The sequence below is a fragment of the Kitasatospora sp. NPDC001225 genome (assembly GCF_053597855.1).
In genome coordinates this window covers 1-4,048 of record NZ_JBSFJC010000280.1, presented here as the reverse complement: position 1 = coordinate 4,048, position 4,048 = coordinate 1, and the positions used below count along the sequence as shown (strand labels likewise).

The following is a 4,048-nucleotide window of genomic DNA, read 5'->3' as shown; positions in this document are numbered from 1 at the left end:
GCAAGCTGGGGGCCACACCCCTTGCCCGTACGGACCGACCGGAGACCCCGCCCGGTCCCGTCGCGGGCCCGGCCCGGCTCCACGTGACCCGCCCCCAAGCCCCCGGCCGGCACCGCCCCGCGGCGCCCGGCCGTCACCCTCGCAGGCACTTGCAGAATGGAGCAGTTCGATGACGTCGACCGATACAACCCGTGAGGAAGCCGTCACAGCCCGCCGCACCACGGTGGCACCGAAGCCCGCCGGCGCCGCCGTCCCGCGCGTACCCGCCCAACTCCGCGGCAGGCCCAGCCAGGTGCGGGTGGCGGTCTACGCGGAGGACCTCATCCTGCAGACCGGCGTGGTCCAACAGCTGCGCCAGCGGCCCGAGGTCGTCCTGCTGAACGAGAGCGAGGCCGGGCAGGCCGAGGTCTCCCTGCTGGTGGTCGACGCGCTGACGGAGACGGTGACCGAGCACCTGCGGCGGCTGCGACTCGCCACCACCGGCCGGATAGGCCTGGTGGTGGGCCACTTCGAGGCCGGCGGGCTGCAGACCATCGTGGAGAACGGGGTCGCCGCCGTGCTGCGCCGCTCGGAGGCCGACCAGGACCGGCTGGTGAACCTCATCACCGCGCTGGCCAACGGGGAGGGCGTGATGCCGGGCGACCTGCTCGGCGAACTGCTCGACCGGATCGGCATCCTCCAGCGCACCATGCTCGACGGGCGCGGCCTGACCCTCTCGACGTTAACTGCACGGGAGGCGGAGATGCTGAAGCTGGTGGCGGAGGGCTTCGACACCAGCGAGATCGCCGCCAAGACGTCGTACTCGGAGCGCACGGTGAAGAACGTGCTGCACGAGATCATCACCCGCCTCGGCCTCCGCAACCGGGCCCACGCGGTGGGCTACGCCATGCGGCGCGGCCTCATTTAGCGGCATGACGGTGCCCCGCCCGGGTGGGCGGGGCACCGCGTGGAGCGGAGGAGTTCACGCGGGGGACATGACCTCGTAGAGGTTCCCGGCTTCGTCGGTGAAGTACAGCCCGCGAGGGCACAACGGGTGGTCGGTCCGACCGTTGCCGGGCTCGCGGGGATCGTCGCCGAAAGGCACGTCGGCCTCGCGGAGCCGGGAGAGGATCCCGTCGAAGGAGGCCGGGTCCACGTCGAAGGCCAGATGATGGCCGACCGGGTCCTCGACGGTCATGAAGTCCAGGGTGAGGGAGTCGTTGACCCGCACCGGCGCGAAGTGCCGGTCGGCGCCCTGGTAGTCGAGGCCCATGACAGAGGCGAAGAAGAGGGCTGCCGCCTCGTTGTCGACGGCCGGAACGATGGTGTGGTTCAGGGATATGGGCATGTGAGCCTGCCTCTCTGTGGGGTGATCAGAGCAGCCCGAAGTCGAACTCGCCGGTGGCGACGGCGGCGATGAAGGAGGAGTGGGCCGCGCGGTCGAAGGCCAGGGCGGGGCCGGAAGGGTCCTTCGAGTCGCGGATGTAGGAGACCGGCCCGCCGGGGATAGCAACCTCGACGCAGTTGAAGTCTCCGTTGCTGTAGCTGGACTTCTTGAAGGTCAGCTGGGTCAACTGATCCTTCCTCTCTGTGTGGTGATGAACTCGATCGAGGCATCGACCGGTAGGGCTTCAGCCGTGATCTCCTGGAACTTTGCTCGGTACAACTCGACGTCGGCCGGATCCTCGACCCAACACCCGGCGAGCAGAGCTTCGGCGAACACGACGTCAAGGTCCTTCCGCTGAGGGAATCCGAGCAGAGCGAACGCACCGCTCATGCCCGGGTGGAACGCCGCACCCATGGGCATCACCTGGATGTTGACATTTGCCAATCGGCTCAGAGTGAGCAGCTTGTCGAGCTGCGGACCCATGATGTCGGGGCGGTTCGCGAGCGCGCGAAGCGCGGCTTCATGAATGACCGCCCAGACCTGAACCGGGTTCGGCCGGGTGAGGATGGACTGCCGAGCCATGCGAACCTGGACGAGGTCGTCAACCGTGCCACCCTTCATCGTTCGGAGACGGTCGATGGCCAGCCGAGCGTATTCGGCAGTCTGGAAGAGGCCTGGGATGAACGCTGACTCGTACGTCTTGTACGTGGTGGCTTCGGCTTCGAGAAGGATCAAGTCGATCGTCGTGGAGTTGATGACATCGCGGTAGCTCAGCCACCAGCCGCGCTTGCTCCCCTCTTTAGCGATGGAGATCAGCCCGGCGCGATATTCCTCGTCGTCGCACTCGTAGAAGTCGAGGAGCCTGTTGACATCCTCGACCTTGGCTGCTGTATGGGCGGTCTCGATTCGGGTGAGCTTGGCCTGGCTCATCCCGGTCGCCTCCGCTGCCACCTCTGCAGTGAGCTTCCGCTCCTCACGGAGCTTCCGCAGCACGCCTCCGAGCCGCCGTCGGCGAACGGTTGACACGACCATGTGTTTTCCCTCCAGTACTGGCAGTTCGCCAGTCTGCCTGTGCAGGGAGTGCTGACGCTACCGGCTACTGGCGGTGAACGGGGACCGAAATCAGGTTCGAGATGCATATATGCGATTTTCCGTGAGTGAGTTGCGTCCAGTGAAGCATGGCATGCATGCTGAGTGTAGCGGGTCGGATGCATCGAGTAGGCGCCGATCTGCGGCCTCGCCGTTCTCTTATGCATGTTCGCTGGAGCGGCGATGAATGATCCACTTCGCCCCCACGGAGGTCTCTTCGTGTTCTCCCTCGAAACTCCCCCTGACTGGTCGGCCGCGCGCGAAGAGTTGCGCGAGCTCACGGCGCGCGCCGGGTGGGACGCCGACCTGGTCGCCGATGCCGAGGTCGCGCTCCTCGAACTGTTCGTCAATGCCTGGCGCCACGGCGGCAGTGCGGCGCCGCTCGTCGTCATCGCGCTGCTCGACCACGTGCTCCGGGTCTCGGTCAGCGACGGCAGCCCCATCGTCCCGATCCGGCGGGACGGCTCCGACCTCCTCGCCGTCTCCGGCCGGGGCCTGCGTCTCGTCCGCTCCCTCACCGACCGCTTCGGCACGGAGTCCCGCAAATCGGGCAAATCCGTCTGGTTCGAGCTGGACGCCGCCGCGTGACCGCCGACCACCGCCGCCCGACCGGGCCGGCCGACGCGATCATGCGCACCTACACCGAGCCGGAGGTCGCCTCCCTGCTCGACGAACTCCATGAGCGGGGACGCAAGTTCGGCCTCCTCTGGCCCGGCGCGGCCACGGACCACGTCGGGGTCGACGGCCGCGTCTCGGTCCGCTTCGGCACGGCTCCCGCCAGTACTGTCCTCAACCTCCTCGCGATCCTCCGGCACTACGAGAGGACCGAGGCCCCGTGCGACTCCTGATCGACCTCGTCCTCCCGCTCCTCCTGCTCCTCGCCATCGCCGTCGTCGGCCTCGGCGCGGTCGCCGTCCTGCGGATGCCCCACCGCCCGGATGAACGCGCCGCAACTCCCAGCCCTGGCCGAGACCGCCAACCGGTGGCCTGAAGCCCGACCCGCCCACGCCGCCCGGCCGGACCCGCCGGGCGGCGTGGGCGTCTGTGTACAGGAAGTCGGCCCGGCCGACTTCCTGCGCATGGTGCTGCTCGGGCCGAACTCGGAATGCCGGTCGTCCAGTTGTCGTGAGGCCCAGCCGGTAGGTTCTCGGCTTGTGATTTATCCAGTGCGGCGTGGTTTGGTGCCGACTTTGTGGTGAGCCGGTCGGCGGTAGAGCTCGCCGGTGACCAGGAGCAGGCCCACGTCGTTGCGGTTCGCGGGGCGGCGGTTCTTCGAGCCGGGTGGGCGCCCGGGGCCGGGCCGGGTGGGCTTCGGCACTGCGGCCGGCGTTGAGGTTCTGGCGTGCAGGTGTCGGAACCCGCGGCGTACTCGGGCCGGGGTGAGCTTGTTAGGTTCGGCCGGCTTCTCCCACGGCCGTCGCAGGTCGGTGGTCAGAGAGCGGGCGAGGCGGAGCTGGGTGCAGGCGGTGGCGACCAGCCAGGTCCACCGGTCCGCTGCCTCGGCCTCCCGCAGTCTCGGAGTGGTCCGGCCGAGTGTCCTCTTGATCATCCGGAAGAAGTGCTCGATGTCGAACCTGCGTAGGAACGTCTGCC

7 protein-coding genes and 1 pseudogene are annotated in these 4,048 nt (G+C 68.3%); 4 read left to right on the top strand and 4 right to left on the bottom strand.

From position 1 onward, the window contains the following. The first annotated feature begins 169 nt into the window (after nt 1-169). Entirely contained in the window at nt 170-907 is a 738-nt protein-coding gene (locus ACWDCZ_RS39145; RefSeq protein WP_079272162.1) for a response regulator transcription factor, read from the top strand. A 54-nt stretch (nt 908-961) separates the two neighbouring features. Here ACWDCZ_RS39145 and ACWDCZ_RS39140 read toward each other — a convergent pair whose 3' ends face one another. Genes ACWDCZ_RS39140 through ACWDCZ_RS39130 form a run of 3 tightly spaced genes read right to left on the bottom strand, consistent with a single transcriptional unit; the run spans nt 962 to nt 2,398 of the window. Next, nucleotides 962-1,327, bottom strand: a complete 366-nt coding sequence (locus ACWDCZ_RS39140) for a VOC family protein (RefSeq protein ID WP_380745503.1) — start codon at nt 1,325-1,327, stop codon at nt 962-964. 25 nt (nt 1,328-1,352) lie between these two features. Continuing rightward, the gene (locus ACWDCZ_RS39135) at nt 1,353-1,553 is read right to left on the bottom strand and encodes a DUF397 domain-containing protein (protein WP_449818451.1); all 201 of its coding nucleotides are present in this window, start codon (nt 1,551-1,553) and stop codon (nt 1,353-1,355) included. Then, complete coding sequence (locus tag ACWDCZ_RS39130; protein WP_449818450.1) at nt 1,550-2,398, bottom strand: helix-turn-helix domain-containing protein; 849 nt, start codon at nt 2,396-2,398, stop codon at nt 1,550-1,552. The genes ACWDCZ_RS39135 and ACWDCZ_RS39130 overlap by 4 nt, the downstream gene beginning before the upstream one ends. 276 nt (nt 2,399-2,674) lie before the next feature. Here ACWDCZ_RS39130 and ACWDCZ_RS39125 point away from each other — a divergent pair, with 276 nt between their 5' ends. From ACWDCZ_RS39125 to ACWDCZ_RS39115, 3 genes are read left to right on the top strand one after another with little or no spacing between them, the layout of a single operon-like run. Further along, nucleotides 2,675-3,043 (top strand): ATP-binding protein, encoded by a 369-nt coding sequence (locus ACWDCZ_RS39125; RefSeq protein WP_449818449.1) that lies wholly within the window; start codon nt 2,675-2,677, stop codon nt 3,041-3,043. Then, nucleotides 3,040-3,303, top strand: coding sequence for a hypothetical protein (locus ACWDCZ_RS39120; RefSeq protein WP_449810983.1), 264 nt, complete (start codon nt 3,040-3,042; stop codon nt 3,301-3,303). The genes ACWDCZ_RS39125 and ACWDCZ_RS39120 overlap by 4 nt, the downstream gene beginning before the upstream one ends. Further along, a complete protein-coding gene (locus tag ACWDCZ_RS39115) occupies nt 3,291-3,446 on the top strand; it encodes a hypothetical protein (protein ID WP_375873106.1) in 156 nt (51 codons plus the stop codon). Before ACWDCZ_RS39120 ends, ACWDCZ_RS39115 begins: the two co-directional genes overlap by 13 nt. A gap of 168 nt (nt 3,447-3,614) precedes the next feature. Here the strand turns inward: ACWDCZ_RS39115 and ACWDCZ_RS39110 are convergent. After that, nucleotides 3,615-4,048: pseudogene (locus ACWDCZ_RS39110) on the bottom strand (NF041680 family putative transposase); the annotation flags it as partial.